Source organism: Actinotalea ferrariae CF5-4 (assembly GCF_000603945.1).
Classification (GTDB): domain Bacteria; phylum Actinomycetota; class Actinomycetes; order Actinomycetales; family Cellulomonadaceae; genus Actinotalea; species Actinotalea ferrariae.
Genome location: NZ_AXCW01000113.1, coordinates 1 through 14,542, shown reverse-complemented (window position 1 = coordinate 14,542; position 14,542 = coordinate 1). Strand labels below are relative to the sequence as shown.

Genomic DNA, 14,542 nt, shown 5'->3' with positions numbered 1-14,542 from the left:
ACCGCGGCGGTCCACGCGGTGCTCGCCGAGGCGTCCGACGACGGGTCCCTCGCGGGCCTGGCGGTCGCGCGCGCGGTCGCGTCCGCGTGCGGCGCGGAGGAGGTGCTCGTCGTCGGGTCGAGCAACCCCGTGCGCGACCTGGACCTCGTCGCCGACTGGACCGAGCCGCCGCTGGTCGTCGCGAACCGCGGGCTCGCCGGCATCGACGGGACGCTGTCGACGGCGGCCGGCGTCGCGCTCGCGCTCGGGCGCCCGGTGCGGGCCTACGTCGGGGACCTCACCTTCCTGCACGACGTCGGGGGGCTGCTCGTCGGGCCGCTCGAACGTGAGCCGGACCTGCAGGTCGTGGTCGCCAACGACGACGGCGGCTCGATCTTCGCGACCCTCGAGCACGGCGAGCCCGAGCGCGCCGACGTCTTCGAGCGCGTGTTCGGCACGCCGCACGGGGCGGACCTCGGCGCCCTGTGCGCCGGGTACGGCGTCGCCCACCTCCGCGTCCGCGACCGGGCCGCGCTCGAGGACGCCCTGCGCGGCCCCGTGCAGGGACGCAGCGTCGTGGAGGTGGTCGTGGACCGCAGCCGCCGCCGGGAGCTCGGCGACGCCCTCGTCGGCGCCGTGCGGGAGGCGGTCGGCCGTGCCGCGCGGGAGGCCACGGACCGCGCCGTGCTGGAGGCCGCGGAGCGCGCCGGGTCCCCGGACTGAGCCGGCGCTCCCAGGGAGCTCCCAGGCGCCGCCCAGCCCGGCCGGAGGTCCGCGGTGTCCACTCGTCCCTGACGCCGACGAGGAGGACCACCCATGACGACGCCCTGGCAGCACCCCGGACACCCGGCCCCGCAGCAGCCCCACCAGCCGCCGCACCAGGCCGCGCCCTACCCGGAGCCGCTCCGGCAGCACACCGGCGAGCACACCGACCGGCACACCCAGCACCACGCCCAGCACCACGCCCAGCAGCAGCCCCTGCCGCACTACGCGCGGTACGCGCAGCCCGCGCAGCAGACCCCGTACGCCCCGGCCGCCGCGCGCCCGACGTCGCGCCTGCCGTGGGTCCCGCTCGTCGGGACCGCCACGGCGGCCGCCGTCGCCGCGAGCCTGCTCACGGCCGGCGCCACGGGTGCCTTCGACGCCGAGCCCGCGAGCACCCGCCCCGCCGCCGAGGCCGAGGCCTCCTCGCAGGCGGTGCCGGCGCTGCTGGAGGGCGAGCAGCCCGACTGGCGGGCCGTCGCGGAGGAGGTCCGGGCCAGCGTCGTGGCCATCCAGGTCCGCACGGCGGACGGCGGCGGGCAGGGGTCCGGCGTCGTCCTCGACGACGAGGGCCGCATCCTCACCAACCACCACGTGGTGGGCGCCGCGGTCGAGGGGGGCCTCCAGGTGGGACTGGCCGACGGGCGCCTCTTCGAGGCCCGCCTGGTGGGCACCGACCCCACCCGCGACCTCGCGGTCGTGCAGCTCGTGGACCCGCCGTCGGACCTCGAGCCGGCGGAGCTCGGCGACTCGGACGCGGTCGCCGTCGGCGAGCCGGTCATGGCCGTCGGCAACCCGCTCGGCCTGGACAGCACGGTGACGACCGGCATCGTGTCGGCCCTGGACCGGCCCGTGTCGACGGGTGACGGCAGCAGCCCGGCCGTCGTGACGAACGCCATCCAGATCGACGCGGCGATCAACCCGGGCAACTCCGGTGGCCCGCTGTTCGACGCGCAGGGGCGCGTCATCGGGATCAACTCCTCGATCGCCAGCCTGCCCAACCCCGCCGGTGGTACCTCCGGGTCGATCGGGCTCGGCTTCGCGATCCCGTCGACCCTGGCGGAGCGCGTGGCGGCCGAGCTCGTGGCGGACGGGACGGCCAGTCACGCCTTCCTCGGCGTCGCGCTGAGCGACGGCACGGCCGAGGTCGACGGCGCGGACCGGCGCGGCGCGGTGGTCGAGGAGGTGACCACGGGCACCCCGGCGGCCGAGGCGGGCCTGCGCCCGGGCGACGTCGTCGTCGCGATCGACGGCGACCCCGTGCGCGGCGCCGAGTCGCTCACGGCCTTCGTCCGGGAGCGGGCGGTCGGCGCGGACGTGGAGCTCACGGTCGCGCGGGACGGCGGGACCGCGACCGTCCCCGTGACGCTCGTGGAGCGCCCGGTCTCGACCCGGTAGCCCGCTGAGCCGCGAGGCCCGTGACCCGGTCGCCCCCGCGACCCGGTCGCCCCCGTGACCCGGTCGCCCCTGCGGCCGGGTCGCTCGGGCGTCAGGCGGGAGTGCCCTCGTCGGCCCAGAACGCCGTGACGTCCGCCGTGTCGGGCGTCGTGTCGGGTGTCGCGGAGGCGACGGCCGGGACGCCCGGAGCGCGGCCCGCGACCGGCCCGGGCGCCGCGATCTCGCACCAGACGCGCTTGCCGCCCGACTCGGTCGGCGCGCTGCCCCAGTCGCTGGAGATCAGCGCGACGAGGGCCAGACCCCGGCCGCCGACGGTGCCGGGCCGTCCCAGGACGGGCACGGCGCTGCTGGCGTCCCAGACCTCCACCCGGACGGGCCCCCCGTCCTCGCTGTCCTCCACGTGGCAGACCTGGAGGACCATGTCGGTCCCGGCGTGCAACGCGGCGTTCGTCACGAGCTCGGAGACGGCGAGGAGCACCGGGTCCGCCGGGCGGTCGGGGACGTGCCGCGCGAGCCAGCGCCGCGTGTGGGCCCGCGCGCTCGCCGCGGCGCCGGGCGTCGGCTCCAGCCGCAGCCACATGGCCGACGTCGAGCCGTCCGCCTCGGGGGCCCGCGTCGCCGCGTCCAGGCGCTCGGTGCTGAGGTCGCGGGAGGCGACGCGGACGGCGACCGGCGGTCCGGCTCCGTCCCGGATCGGGCTGATCACGGTGCGGAACGAGCGGGGGCCCGCCACCGTGGGGAGCTCGTACTCCAGCGTGTGGGTGGCGCCGGTCACCAGGACGTCGCGGTGGTGGCTGTCCCACAGGTCCGCCAGGTAGGCCGGGTACCCCATCTCGCGGTTCGTCCGGCCCACGACCTGGTCGCGGGTCTGACCGGTGATCAGCAGCAGGGCGTCGTCGACCTCCACGCCGCGCAGGTCCCGGTCGAACACGACGACCAGGTCCTCGCCGGGGCTCTGCGGCTCCGGGGCCGAGGCGACCGGGGTCACCACGAGCCGGATGACCCGACGCCCGTCGCTCTCGGCCGGCTCGGCGGTCGCGAGCAGGACCACGCCGTGCATGGAGGTGAGCGTGACCCGCCGGCGGGTGGAGGTGAGGTGCGCCAGGTCGCACAGGCGCGCGAGGCGCTCCGCCACGAAGCGGTCGTCGAGGATGCCGCCGATCGCGGACCCCACCAGCCGTTCCACGGGGCGGCCGATCACCGCCGCCCACGCCTCGTCGACCTCGACGGCGGTCCAGGTGCCGTGCACGTCCTCGAGCAGCACGGAGGGCCGGGCATCCGGCACCGAGCCGCTCATCGCCACCTCCTGGCCGCGTCGCGGGGAAGATCATGAGAGGTCCGCCCGCGTCGGTGAGGCTACGCCCCTGCGCTCCCGGGCGCCCGTCGACCTGCCGCCGGTCTCAGCGGTCGGGGCGGTCCGACCGGCGCCGACGGCGGCCGTGCGGCGGTCAGGAACCGAGCGCGGACCGCATCGGCTCGAGCTTGGCCTCGGACTCCGCGAGCTCGGCCGCCGGGTCGGACGCCGCGACGATCCCGCACCCCGCGAACAGGCGGAGCCGGTGCGGGTCGGCGGGGTCCAGCTCGGCCGACCGCAGGGCGATGCCCCACTCGCCGTCGCCGTCCGCGCCCATCCAGCCGACCGGGCCGGCGTAGCGCGCGCGGTCCATCCCCTCGACCTCGCCGATGAGCGCGCACGCGGCGTCCGTCGGGGTGCCCGCGACGGCGGCGGTGGGGTGCAGCGCGGCCGCCAGCCCCAGGCTCGTCGGGTGGACGTGCGCGTCGCCGTCGGCGCGCAGGACGCCCGTGACGTCGGTCGCGAGGTGCAGCACGTTGGGCAGGTGCAGCACGAAGGGCGTCTCGGGCACGTTCGTGGAGGAGCAGAACGGTCCCAGTGCCCGCGTGAGGGACTCGACCGCGTACTCGTGCTCCTCGAGGTCCTTGGAGGAGTGCGCCAGGATCGCCGCCCGGGCCATGTCCGCCTCGTCGTCGCCTGTCCGCCGGATCGTGCCGGCCAGCACGCGCGAGGTGACGAGCCCCTTCTCGCTGCGCAGGAGGAGCTCGGGCGTGGCGCCGAGCAGCCCGTCGACGGCGAACGTCCAGCACGACGCGTAGTCGTCGGCGAGGCGGCCCAGCACCCAGCGCGGGTCCAGGGGCGCCCCCGTGCGCGCGAGGAGGTCGCGGGCCAGGACGACCTTGTCCAGCGCGCCCGCGCGGATCGCCTCGACGGCCCGGCGGACGGCGTCCTGCCAGCCCTCGGCCGACAGCGCGCCGTCGTCGTAGGTCACGGCGCCCGGGGCGGCCGGCGCGTCCGTGGGTCGCAGCGCCGGCGGCGCGCTCACGGCCCCGAGGTCGAGCGTCGTGACCCAGGCGGCGCCCCCCCGGCGACCGACGACGACGCGCGGCACGACGAGCACCCCGCCCGACGGCGAGCCGGCCGCGAAGGCGAAGGACCCGAAGGCGACGGGCCCGGACCCCGGCACGCCGACCTCGTCGCGGACGACGGCCGTCGCCATGAGGGCCCGCCACGCGTCCTCCGCGTCGGCGAAGCGGTCGGCGCCGTCGGTCTCGACCCGCAGCAGCTCGCCCCAGGCGACGACGCCCTCGCCGCGTCGCACCCACGCGAGGCCGCCCTCCGCAGGCAGGAGCCGCAGCAGGTCCCCGGGCAGGTTGGCGGGGTCGACCGCGACGGTGCGGGACACGACGGGACCCGCGACCGCGCGGCGCAGCGGCGACAGCGGTCCCACGCCGGGGGCGGGCACGGTCCTCACGACCGTCAAGCCTAGGTCCTGGGGCCTGAGAGGACGGCCGGGCGGCCGGGCCGCAGCGGGTGGGATGCAGGAGACGTCCGCCACACCACCCCGGCGACGGGCGGGGCACGTCCTGCGCCGTCCCACCTGCGACACTGGCCGCCATGCGCGCCAGCCTGGACAAGCGGCCCCACGAGGTCGCGGCCATGTTCGACGGGATCGCCCGCCGGTACGACCTGACCAACGACGTCATCTCCCTCGGGCAGGACCGGCGGTGGCGCGCCGCCACCATCCGGGCGGTGGGCGCGCGACCCGGCGACCGCGTCCTGGACCTGGCCGCGGGGACCGGCACCTCGAGCGAGCCCTTCGCGGCTGCGGGCGTCCACGTCGTCCCCTGCGACTTCTCGGTGGGGATGCTGACGGTCGGCAAGCGGCGCCGGCCCGACCTGCCGTTCACCGCCGGGGACGCCACGCGCCTGCCGTTCGCGGACGCGTCCTTCGACGCGGTGACCATCTCGTTCGGTCTGCGCAACGTCGTGGACACCGCGGCCGCGCTGCGGGAGATGCTGCGGGTCACGCGGCCCGGGGGCCGCCTGGTCGTCACGGAGTTCTCGACCCCGACGTGGGCGCCCTTCCGGACCGTCTACCTGGAGTACCTCATGAAGGCGCTCCCCCCGCTGGCCCGCGCGGTCTCGCGCGAGCCCGACGCCTACGTCTACCTCGCGGACTCGATCCGGGCCTGGCCGGACCAGGAGGGCCTGGGCCGGCTCGTCCGCGACGCCGGCTGGGGCGACGTGGCGTACCGCAACCTCAGCGGGGGGATCGTGGCGATGCACCGCGGGGTGCGGCCGGCCGGCTAGTCCCGTCCGGTCGTCCCGCCCAGCAGGGCGGCGCGCACCGCGCGTCGGGGGACGCCCCCGGGGGCTGGGCCGGTCCTGAGCACGCGGTCGGGCCGCCTCGCGGCGGTGTCTACACTGGGCGCGCCCCAGTTCGTGAACGTCTTCACAAGATCGGACCAGGCGTGGTGACCCCCCTGAGCGACACGCACGACGCCGACGTCATCGTCGTCGGTGCCGGCCCCGCCGGCTCGACCGCCGCGTACTACCTGGCGGTCGCCGGGCTCGACGTCCTGGTGCTGGAGAAGACCGCCTTCCCGCGCGAGAAGGTCTGCGGCGACGGCTTCACCCCCCGCTCCGTCCGCGAGCTCGTCGCCATGGGCGTCGAGATGCGCGAGGAGGACGGCTGGATCCGCAACCGGGGCCTGCGGGTCTACGGCGGCGGCCACCGGCTCGAGCTGCCCTGGCCCGACCTCGACGCGTTCCCCGACTACGGCGTGAGCCGGTCCCGCAAGGACTTCGACGACACCCTGGCACGGCACGCCAAGGCCGCCGGCGCCCGGATCCTCGAGCAGCGCTCGGTGACGGGACCCGTCGTCGACGAGCGCACCGGGCGCGTCGTCGGCGTCGTCGCCCGGCCGGTGGACGAGGCCGGCCGCAAGGCGGGCGAGGAGGAGACCTACCGGGCCCCCGTGGTCATCGCCGCCGACGGCGTCTCGAGCCGCTTCGCGCTGGCGCTCGGCCTGGAGAAGGACCAGCGCCGCCCCATGGGCGTCGCCGCGCGGACGTACTTCGCGACGCCGAACAGCCACGACGACTGGATGGAGTCCCACCTCGAGCTGTGGGACGGCGCGCCGGGTCGCTCGAACCTGCTGCCGGGCTACGGCTGGATCTTCGGCCTCGGCGACGGCACGGCCAACGTGGGCCTCGGCACGGTCAGCTCCACGGCCTCGACCGCGAAGGTCGACTACAAGGAGCTGCTGCGCCGCTGGATCGCCAACGCGCCCGAGGTCTGGGGCTTCGACCCCGACGCGCCCTTGGGCCCGGTCCGCAGCGCCGCGCTGCCCATGGCGTTCAACCGCAAGCCGCACTACTCGCGCGGCGTCCTGCTCGTCGGGGACTCCGGCGGCATGGTGAACCCGTTCAACGGCGAGGGCATCGCCTACGCGATGCAGGCGGCCCGGACCGCGGCCGAGGTGGTCGCGCAGGCCCGCTCGCGGCGCACGGACGCGGCGCGGGAGGCGACGCTGGCCACCTACCCCCGGGCGATGGCCGACCAGCTGGGCGGGTACTACACGCTCGGACGCGTCTTCGTGAAGATCATCGAGGACCCGCGCACGATGCGGCTCCTGACCCGGTACGGCCTGCCGCGGCCCGCGCTCATGCGCTTCACGCTCAAGCTGCTCGCGGACGTCTACGAGCCCCGCGGCGGGGACGTCTCCGACCGGGTGATCAGCGCCCTGTCGAGAATTGCACCGGCGGCATGACGCGACGACACTCTGTCCGGGCCACGACGCCGCGGACCGACCTGTCGGCGGCTGGCGGTAGGTTGGCCGCACACCTCGTTCACGGTCCCGCGACGCTGCGCCGGAACGGACTGCACCACTGGAGGGCTCGATGAGCAACCCGTACGTCCCGATCCTCGTCCTCATGGGCGTGGGTGCCGTGCTCGCCCTCGGCGGCGTCGGTGCGAGCTGGATCCTCGGGCCGCGGCGGTACAACCGGGCCAAGCTCGAGGCCTACGAGTGCGGCATCGACCCGACCCCGCACGCCGTCGGCGGCGGCCGCTTCCCGATCAAGTACTACCTCGTCGCGATGACCTTCATCATCTTCGACATCGAGGTCGTGTTCATGTACCCGTGGGCCGTCTCCTTCGGGATGCTCGGCCTCTTCGGCGTCGTCTCGATGCTCACCTTCCTCGCGCTCATCACCGTGCCCTTCGTGTACGAGTGGCGCCGCGGCGGGCTGGACTGGGACTGAGGACGCTGACCAGCAGGAACGGCAGTGCTGCCGAGGCCTGGGGGACCGGCGGCACAGGGGTGGTCGCAGCAGTGGAGACAGAGCAGCAGGACAGGCAGTGGACAGCAGGCGGCGCGCTGCCCGCCGATGAGACGGCGCAGCACGCGACGACAGCACGCGGTGACAGTGGCCACGGCGTGACGACGACCATCGAGCACCGATCACTGGGTGCATAGGAAGGAGGGGCCGCCATGGGCATCGAGGAAGCAGCACCGTCCGGGTTCCTGCTGACGACCCTGGAGAAGGCCGTCGGCCTCACCCGCAAGGCGTCGATGTGGCCGGTGACCTTCGGCCTCGCCTGCTGCGCCATCGAGATGATGGCGACCGGGACCCCCCGGTTCGACATCTCCCGCTTCGGCATGGAGGTGTTCCGGGCCTCCCCGCGTCAGGCCGACCTCATGATCGTCGCGGGCCGCGTCAGCCAGAAGATGGCACCCGTCGTGCGCCAGGTGTACGACCAGATGGCTGAGCCCAAGTGGGTGATCTCCATGGGCGTCTGCGCGTCGTCGGGCGGCATGTTCAACAACTACGCGATCGTCCAGGGTGTCGACCACATCATCCCCGTGGACGTCTACCTCCCCGGCTGCCCCCCGCGGCCCGAGATGCTGCTCAACGCGATCCTCACCCTGCACGAGCAGGTCCGCAACGAGCCGCTCGGCGTGAACCGCCAGGAGGCGGCGCGTGCCGCCGAGGAGGCCGCGATGACGGCCACGCCGACCTCCCAGATGAAGGGCCTGCTGCGGTGAGCGAGACCCCCCGGTCCGAGGGCACGGCGGACGCCGCGGTGCCGACGGAGCAGAAGGACGCCGCCGCGGCGGCGAAGGTGGGCGGCGGCGTCGTCGGGACGCCGGCGGCCGACACCCCGCAGACGGCGACGGAGGCCGCCCTCGAGGCCGGCTCCCAGAACATCCCGGCGAACGCCCAGCAGCGCACGCGGCTCGAGGTCATCGACGTCCGGACGGGCATGTTCGGCGCGACCCAGGGCGGCGACACCTCCGGCTACGGCGGGCTGGTCCGCACCATCGCGATGCCCGGCCCGAGCGAGCGGCCCTACGGCGGCTACTTCGACGAGGTCGTCGACCTGCTCGCCGAGGTCCTGGGCGAGGGTGGCACCGCGTTCGACGCCGCGGTCGAGAAGGTCGTCGTGGACCGGGAGGAGCTGACGCTCTTCGTGCGCCGCGAGCACCTCGTGGCCGTGTGCCGGGCGCTGCGCGACGACCCGGACCTGCGCTTCGAGCTGGGCCTGGGCGTCTCCGGCGTGCACTACCCGCACGACGAGGGCCGCGAGCTGCACGCCGTCTACCACCTGTACTCGGTCACCCACTCGCGGCGCGTGCGCCTCGAGGTCGCGGTGGGCGAGGCGGACCCGCACGTCCCCACCACCGTCGACGTCTACCCGGGCCACGACTGGCACGAGCGCGAGACGTGGGACTTCTTCGGGATCGTGTTCGACGGTCACCCCGGGCTCGCCCGCATCCAGATGCCCGACGACTGGCCCGGTCACCCCCAGCGCAAGGACTACCCCCTGGGTGGCATCCCGGTCGAGTACAAGGGCGCGCACATCCCGCCGCCCGACACGCGGAGGTCGTACAGCTGATGTCTGCCACCACCCACGGCGCCTCCGCAGGCGCACCCGGCGCGGGCTTCCGCGCGGCCGGCTCGATCGTCGGCGAGGACGACGGCGTCCCCACCTTCGAGGCCGGCGGCGGGGACTGGTCCCAGATCGCCGAGGAGGCCGCCCGCCTCGGCGAGGAGCGCATCGTCGTCAACATGGGCCCGCAGCACCCGTCGACGCACGGCGTGCTCCGCCTCATGCTCGAGATCGACGGCGAGACGGTGACCGAGGCCCGCTGCGGCATCGGCTACCTGCACACCGGCATCGAGAAGAACATGGAGTACCGGACCTGGTCCCAGGGCCCCACGTTCTGCACCCGCATGGACTACCTGGCGCCCTTCTTCCAGGAGGTCGCCTACTGCCTCGGCGTCGAGAAGCTGCTCGGCATCACCGACGACGTGCCGGAGCGGGCGACCGTCATCCGGGTGCTCATGATGGAGCTCAACCGGATCTCGTCCCACCTCGTCGCCCTGGCGACCGGCGGCAACGAGCTCGGCGCGACGACGATCATGACCCAGGGCTTCACCGCCCGCGAGGAGATCCTCAAGATCTTCGAGCTGGTGACAGGTCTGCGGATGAACCACGCGTACGTCCGTCCGGGCGGCGTCGTCCAGGACATCCCCCCGGGTGCGCTCGACACGATCCGTGAGTCCCTCGGGGTGATGCGCGGCTACATGCGCCAGCTCGAGGACCTCATGCTCGGCAACCCCATCTACAAGGGGCGCACGGTCGGCGTCGGGCACCTGTCTCTGTCCGGCTGCATGGCGCTGGGCATCACGGGGCCGGTGCTCCGCTCGGCCGGCCTGCCGTACGACCTGCGCAAGGCCGACCCGTACTGCGGCTACGAGACCTACGACTTCGACATCCCGACCTCGACGGACGCCGACTCGTTCTCCCGCACGGTGCTGCGGATCGAGGAGTCCTACCAGTCGATGCGGATCGTCGAGCAGTGCCTCGAGCGGCTCCAGGCCATGGCGCCCGGGCCCGTCATGGTCGCCGACAAGAAGATCGCCTGGCCCGCCCAGCTGGCCATCGGCTCGGACGGCATGGGCAACTCGCTCGACCACATCAAGACGATCATGGGCACCTCGATGGAGGCCCTGATCCACCACTTCAAGCTCGTCACCGAGGGCTTCCGCGTGCCGGCCGGGCAGGTCTTCCAGGCCGTCGAGCACCCGCGGGGGATCCTGGGCGTGCACCTCGTCTCCGACGGCGGCACGCGGCCCTACCGGGCGCACTTCCGCGACCCGTCGTTCAACAACCTGCAGGGCGTGTCGCTGATGTGCGAGGGCGGCCAGGTGGCCGACGTCGTCGTCGCGGTGGCTGCCCTGGACCCCGTGCTGGGAGGGGTGGACCGCTGATGGCGACCACGACGTACGAGCCCTACGAGGGCGCGAAGCTCGAGCGGATGACGCGGGACGCGGAGGTGGCCAAGGCCCGCTACCCGGACCCGATGTCCGCGCTGCTGCCGATGCTCCACCTCGTCCAGTCCGAGGACGGCTACGTCACCCCGGACGGCATCGCCTTCTGCGCGCAGAGCCTGGGCCTGTCCACGGCCGAGGTCTCGGCCGTGGCGACCTTCTACTCGCAGTACAAGCGGCACCCCAACGGCGAGTACACCGTCGGCGTCTGCACGAACACGCTCTGCGCGATCATGGGTGGTGACGCCATCTACGAAGAGCTCTCCGAGCACCTCGGCGTCGGCCACGACGAGACGACCGAGGACGGGAAGATCACCCTCGAGCGCGTCGAGTGCAACGCGGCGTGCGACTACGCGCCCGTCGTGATGATCAACTGGGAGTTCTTCGACAACCAGACGCCGGACACGGCCCGGGCGGTCGTGGACCGCCTGCGGGCGGGCGAGCAGGTCGCCCCGACCCGCGGCGCGTCGTCGGTGTGCACCTTCAAGCAGATGTCCCGCGTGCTGGCCGGGTTCCCCGACGGCCGGGCCGACGAGGGCGTCGGCGCGGGCGAGCCGACCCTCGCGGGCTGGCGCCTGGCTCAGGAGCAGGGCTGGGAGGCGCCCCCCGTGAGCCCGGCGGGAGAGCCCGACGGCGACCACACCACCACCGCGCAGGAGACCCCCGTCGCACCCGTGCCCGGCGGCGAGCACTCGTCCGTCGACCAGCCCGCGGCGCCGCCCAGCGGTGGCTCGCACGACACCGCGACCGGCCGCGACACCAACGCGACAGAGGAGGCGTGATGACCACGACCCTGACGCCCGTCCTCAGCCGGACCTGGGGTGCCGAGCGCTCCTGGACGCTGGACACGTACCGGCAGCACGGCGGCTACGACGCCCTGCGCACCGCGCTCGCCACCGACCCGGCCGACCTCGTGTCGATGGTCAAGGACTCCGGCCTGCGCGGTCGCGGCGGCGCCGGCTTCCCGACCGGCCTCAAGTGGAGCTTCCTGCCCCAGCCCGACGGCGGGCCGCGCTACCTCGTGGTCAACGCCGACGAGTCCGAGCCGGGGACCTGCAAGGACACCCCGCTCATGATGGCGAGCCCGCACCTGCTCCTGGAGGGCGTGATCATCACGTCGTTCGCGATCGGCTGCCACCACGCGTTCATCTACCTGCGCGGCGAGGAGCTGCACGTCTACCGCCGGCTCCTGCGGGCGGTCGAGGAGGCCCACGAGGCCGGGTACCTCGGCAAGGACGTCCTCGGCTCCGGCTACGACCTGGAGGTCACCGTCCACGCCGGTGCGGGCGCCTACATCTGCGGCGAGGAGACGGCCCTGCTCGACTCGCTCGAGGGACGCCGCGGTCAGCCGCGCCTCAAGCCGCCGTTCCCCGCGGTGGCGGGCCTCTACGCCCGCCCGACCGTGGTCAACAACGTCGAGAGCATCGCCTCGGTCCCCTCGATCGTCGCCGACGGTGCGGACTGGTTCAAGGCCATGGGCACGGAGAAGTCGGCCGGCTACGGCCTGTTCTCCCTCTCGGGCCACGTGGCCCGCCCCGGGCAGTACGAGGCCCCGCTGGGCATCACCCTGCGCGAGCTCCTCGAGATGGCCGGCGGCATGCGGAACGGCAGGCGCCTGAAGTTCTGGACGCCCGGCGGCTCCTCGACACCGCTGTTCACGGACGCGCACCTCGACGTCCCGCTCGACTACGAGTCGGTCGGCGCCGCCGGGTCCATGCTCGGCACGCGTGCGCTGCAGCTCTTCGACGAGACGACGTGCGTGGTGCGCGCCATCGCGCGGTGGGCGGAGTTCTACGCCCACGAGTCGTGCGGCAAGTGCACCCCCTGCCGTGAGGGCACGTACTGGCTCAAGCAGGTGCTGGCGCGGCTCGAGCACGGGCACGGCACCCGCGAGGACCTCGACACCCTGCTCGACGTCTGCGACAACATCCTCGGCCGGTCCTTCTGCGCGCTGGGGGACGCCGCGACCTCCACGATCACCTCGGGCATCCAGCTCTTCCGCGACGAGTTCGAGGCGCACATCGACGGCGGCGCGTGCCCGTTCGACCCGGCGGCGTCCGCGCTGTTCGAGTACACCCCCCGGTCGCGCCGCACGCCTGCGCTGACCGGAGCGACCGCAGGGACGGCAGGAGCATGACGACGACGACGCCCAAGCCCTCGGGCTCCGAGGTCGCGAAGGCCGACCAGGTCACGTTCACCATCGACGACGTCGAGGTGTCCGTCCCCAAGGGGACGCTGGTCATCCGCGCCGCGGAGGAGATCGGGATCCAGATCCCGCGGTTCTGCGACCACCCGCTGCTGGCGCCCGTGGGCGCCTGCCGGCAGTGCCTCGTCGAGGTGGCGACCCCCGACCGCGAGGGCAACGTCCGCCCCATGCCCAAGCCGCAGGCGTCCTGCACGCTCGAGGCGACGCCGGGCATGGTCGTCCGGACGCAGCGCACGTCCGCGGTCGCGGACAAGGCGCAGCACGGCGTCATGGAGCTGCTGCTCATCAACCACCCGCTCGACTGCCCCACCTGCGACAAGGGCGGCGAGTGCCCGCTGCAGAACCAGGCGATGAGCAACGGGCGCGCGACGAGCCGCTTCCACGACGTCAAGCGCACGTTCCCCAAGCCGATCGCCATCTCCACCGAGATCCTGCTGGACCGCGAGCGCTGCGTCCTGTGCCAGCGGTGCACGCGGTTCTCCGAGGAGATCGCGGGCGACCCGTTCATCGACCTGCAGATGCGCGGGGTCCGCCAGCAGATCGGCGTCTTCGACCCGGGCGTGCTCGGGTTCGGCGACGCGCAGGCGCCCGAGGTCTACCGAGGCGTCCAGCCCGACGGCTCGCCGGTCACCGCCGCCGTCGGCGTCCCCGCCCAGGACCCGGCCGGGCCGGCCGGCCAGGCCACGGTCGACACCTCCGGGCGGCCGTTCGCCTCGTACTTCTCGGGCAACACCATCCAGATCTGCCCCGTCGGCGCGCTGACCAACGCCGCCTACCGCTTCCGCTCGCGCCCGTTCGACCTGGTGTCGACGCCGGGTGTGGCGGAGCACGACAGCAACGGCGCGGCGATCCGCGTCGACCACCGTCGCGGCGTCGTGCTGCGGCGTCTCGCCGCGGACGACCCGGCGGTCAACGAGGAGTGGATCTCCGACAAGGACCGCTTCGCCTTCCCCTGGCAGGGCATGCCGGACCGCCTGACCGTGCCGATGGTGCGCGACCGGGCGGCGGACGGCACGCGCGGCGAGCTGCGTCCCGCGAGCTGGAACGAGGCCCTCGAGGCCGCGGCCGAGGGCCTGGCCGCGGCGCGCGCCGCCGGCGGCGTCGGCGTCCTGCCGGGCGGCCGCATCACGATGGAGGACGCGTACGCGTACGCCAAGTTCGCCCGCGTGGTGCTCGGCACGAACGACGTCGACCACCGCGCCCGCCCGCACTCGGCGGAGGAGGAGGCGTTCCTCGCCCACCACGTCGCCGGCACCCCGATGTCCGTGACGTTCGCGGACCTGGAGAAGGCCCCCGCCGTCCTGCTCGTGGCCTTCGAGCCCGAGGACGAGGGCGGCATCGTCTTCCTCCGCCTGCGCAAGGGCGTCACGGCGCAGCGGAACCGCGTGTTCGCGGTCGCGCCGTTCGCGAGCCGCGGTGTCGAGCGGCTGCGCGGCACGCTGGTGCCGGCCGCCCCGGGCACGGAGGCGGAGGTCCTCGACGCGCTCGAGGCCGGCGCCCCGGACGTCCTGGGCGAGGCGGCCGCGGCCCTCGGGCCGGACGCCGTGATCCTCGTCGGC

Annotated in this window: 13 protein-coding genes; 11 read left to right on the top strand and 2 right to left on the bottom strand. The window is 74.3% G+C overall.

Annotation, left to right across the window (positions count from 1 at the left end; all coding sequences use genetic code 11):
- Window positions 1-702, top strand: a 702-nt coding sequence (locus N866_RS11255; RefSeq protein ID WP_245612548.1) for a thiamine pyrophosphate-binding protein, incomplete at its 5' end; no start/stop codon positions are given.
- Window positions 703-795: 93 nt separating this feature from the next.
- The gene (locus N866_RS11250) at window positions 796-2,139 is read left to right on the top strand and encodes a S1C family serine protease (RefSeq protein WP_052022938.1); all 1,344 of its coding nucleotides are present in this window, start codon (window positions 796-798) and stop codon (window positions 2,137-2,139) included.
- Window positions 2,140-2,230: 91 nt separating this feature from the next.
- Here the strand turns inward: N866_RS11250 and N866_RS19915 are convergent, their stop codons facing one another.
- Entirely contained in the window at window positions 2,231-3,436 is a 1,206-nt protein-coding gene (locus N866_RS19915) for an ATP-binding protein (RefSeq protein ID WP_052022937.1), read from the bottom strand.
- Between the two features lie 151 nt (window positions 3,437-3,587).
- Entirely contained in the window at window positions 3,588-4,898 is a 1,311-nt protein-coding gene (locus N866_RS11240) for an isochorismate synthase (RefSeq protein WP_245612552.1), read from the bottom strand.
- 152 nt (window positions 4,899-5,050) lie between these two features.
- Here N866_RS11240 and N866_RS11235 point away from each other — a divergent pair, with 152 nt between their 5' ends.
- From N866_RS11235 to N866_RS11195, 9 genes are all read left to right on the top strand, one after another.
- On the top strand, window positions 5,051-5,746 hold the full coding sequence (locus N866_RS11235; RefSeq protein ID WP_034226381.1) for a demethylmenaquinone methyltransferase: 696 nt from the start codon (window positions 5,051-5,053) through the stop codon (window positions 5,744-5,746).
- 161 nt (window positions 5,747-5,907) lie between these two features.
- Window positions 5,908-7,209 carry a geranylgeranyl reductase family protein gene (locus N866_RS11230; protein ID WP_245612546.1) on the top strand — a complete coding sequence of 434 codons (1,302 nt, stop codon included), beginning with the start codon at window positions 5,908-5,910 and terminating at the stop codon, window positions 7,207-7,209.
- A 130-nt stretch (window positions 7,210-7,339) separates the two neighbouring features.
- Entirely contained in the window at window positions 7,340-7,702 is a 363-nt protein-coding gene (locus N866_RS11225; RefSeq protein ID WP_034226380.1) for an NADH-quinone oxidoreductase subunit A, read from the top strand.
- A gap of 230 nt (window positions 7,703-7,932) precedes the next feature.
- Window positions 7,933-8,487, top strand: a complete 555-nt coding sequence (locus tag N866_RS11220; RefSeq protein ID WP_034226379.1) for a NuoB/complex I 20 kDa subunit family protein — start codon at window positions 7,933-7,935, stop codon at window positions 8,485-8,487.
- Window positions 8,488-8,648: 161 nt separating this feature from the next.
- Complete coding sequence (locus N866_RS11215; protein ID WP_052022940.1) at window positions 8,649-9,338, top strand: NADH-quinone oxidoreductase subunit C; 690 nt, start codon at window positions 8,649-8,651, stop codon at window positions 9,336-9,338.
- Complete coding sequence (locus tag N866_RS11210; protein WP_081802573.1) at window positions 9,338-10,717, top strand: NADH-quinone oxidoreductase subunit D; 1,380 nt, start codon at window positions 9,338-9,340, stop codon at window positions 10,715-10,717. Before N866_RS11215 ends, N866_RS11210 begins: the two co-directional genes overlap by 1 nt.
- Window positions 10,717-11,559: an NADH-quinone oxidoreductase subunit NuoE gene (gene nuoE, locus N866_RS11205; protein WP_052022935.1), complete on the top strand. Its 843-nt coding sequence runs from the start codon at window positions 10,717-10,719 to the stop codon at window positions 11,557-11,559. Before N866_RS11210 ends, nuoE begins: the two co-directional genes overlap by 1 nt.
- Window positions 11,559-12,914: an NADH-quinone oxidoreductase subunit NuoF gene (gene nuoF, locus N866_RS11200; RefSeq protein WP_034226378.1), complete on the top strand. Its 1,356-nt coding sequence runs from the start codon at window positions 11,559-11,561 to the stop codon at window positions 12,912-12,914. Before nuoE ends, nuoF begins: the two co-directional genes overlap by 1 nt.
- Window positions 12,911-14,542: NADH-quinone oxidoreductase subunit G (locus tag N866_RS11195; protein WP_034226377.1), on the top strand; the 1,632-nt coding region annotated here is incomplete at its 3' end. The genes nuoF and N866_RS11195, both read left to right, overlap by 4 nt.